We start from the raw sequence: 507 nt of genomic DNA on the forward strand, positions 1-507 counted from the left end.
TCAGACGGGTGAGAAGGCGAAGGTCTACGACACGCTGGATCATAAGCTTGCGGATAAAGATGGGAAGGTGCTGGCAAATAATACTAAGTTGATTGTGACCGGTCATAAGCTGGGCACTACGCAGGTGGTGTCGGGTGACGCTACGATCAAGGATGGCCAGTTGGTACTGTCTGACGATCTGAAGCACAAGATGGCTGGTTATGATCAAGCTCCTGATTTGAAAACGACCGATAGTAAGCCGGTGTACCGGGACCCGCTGACGGGCAAGCTGGTGAAGGATGACAAGGGCACTGCGCTTGATGCGAACGCGAAGGTGGTGATTACGGGCGATTCAGCGGTTAAGGGTGTGATTGTCGATGGTTCGGGAGATGCTAAACGCGAGGCGGGGCTGAAGAATCCGACGCCGGTGGGCACAGATGACGGTATCTACCGTAAGCATGATGCTGTGACACATAGCGAAACTCTCGTGGATGCCAACGGGAAACTGGTTACTCAGGTCAAGACGCC

The 507-nt window shown here is 53.8% G+C and carries 1 protein-coding gene; it reads left to right on the plus strand.

The genetic code is table 11. The features are described 5' to 3' along the window. On the plus strand, positions 1 to 507 hold a 507-nt coding region (locus tag KVH01_RS29480), incomplete at both ends, for a hypothetical protein (protein ID WP_217883804.1).

Origin of the sequence: Pseudomonas khavaziana, from assembly GCF_019145205.1 — a bacterium.
In the GTDB taxonomy this organism is placed as follows: Bacteria; Pseudomonadota; Gammaproteobacteria; order Pseudomonadales; family Pseudomonadaceae; genus Aquipseudomonas; species Aquipseudomonas khavaziana.